Raw genomic sequence first — 262 nt, 5'->3', positions numbered from 1 at the left:
ATTTTGAAATACGTTTCATGTTTTTCACTACCCTTTCAGTATATACTCGACACATTCTATATATTAAATATATAATTAGTGTATACCGAGAGGAGGTAGAAATCAATGTTGGTCAAAAAGGCATACAAATTCCGTATCTACCCGAATAAAGAACAAGAAATACTGATTGCGAAAACAATCGGATGTTCTCGGTTTGTATTCAATCACTTTTTAGAGAAGTGGAATAACGTATACAAAGAGACAGGCAAAGGATTAACATATA

The 262-nt window shown here is 32.1% G+C and carries 1 protein-coding gene; it reads left to right on the top strand.

Annotated features, from left to right (window positions below; translation table 11 throughout):
- Nucleotides 1–105: 105 nt before the first annotated feature.
- Nucleotides 106–262: helix-turn-helix domain-containing protein (locus MR056_RS22095; RefSeq protein ID WP_242136740.1), on the top strand; the 157-nt coding region annotated here is incomplete at its 3' end.

Origin of the sequence: Bacillus cereus group sp. BfR-BA-01360 (assembly GCF_022663595.1) — a bacterium.
In the GTDB taxonomy this organism is placed as follows: Bacteria; Bacillota; Bacilli; order Bacillales; family Bacillaceae_G; genus Bacillus_A; species Bacillus_A cytotoxicus.
This window is presented reverse-complemented; position numbering and strand designations above follow the sequence as displayed.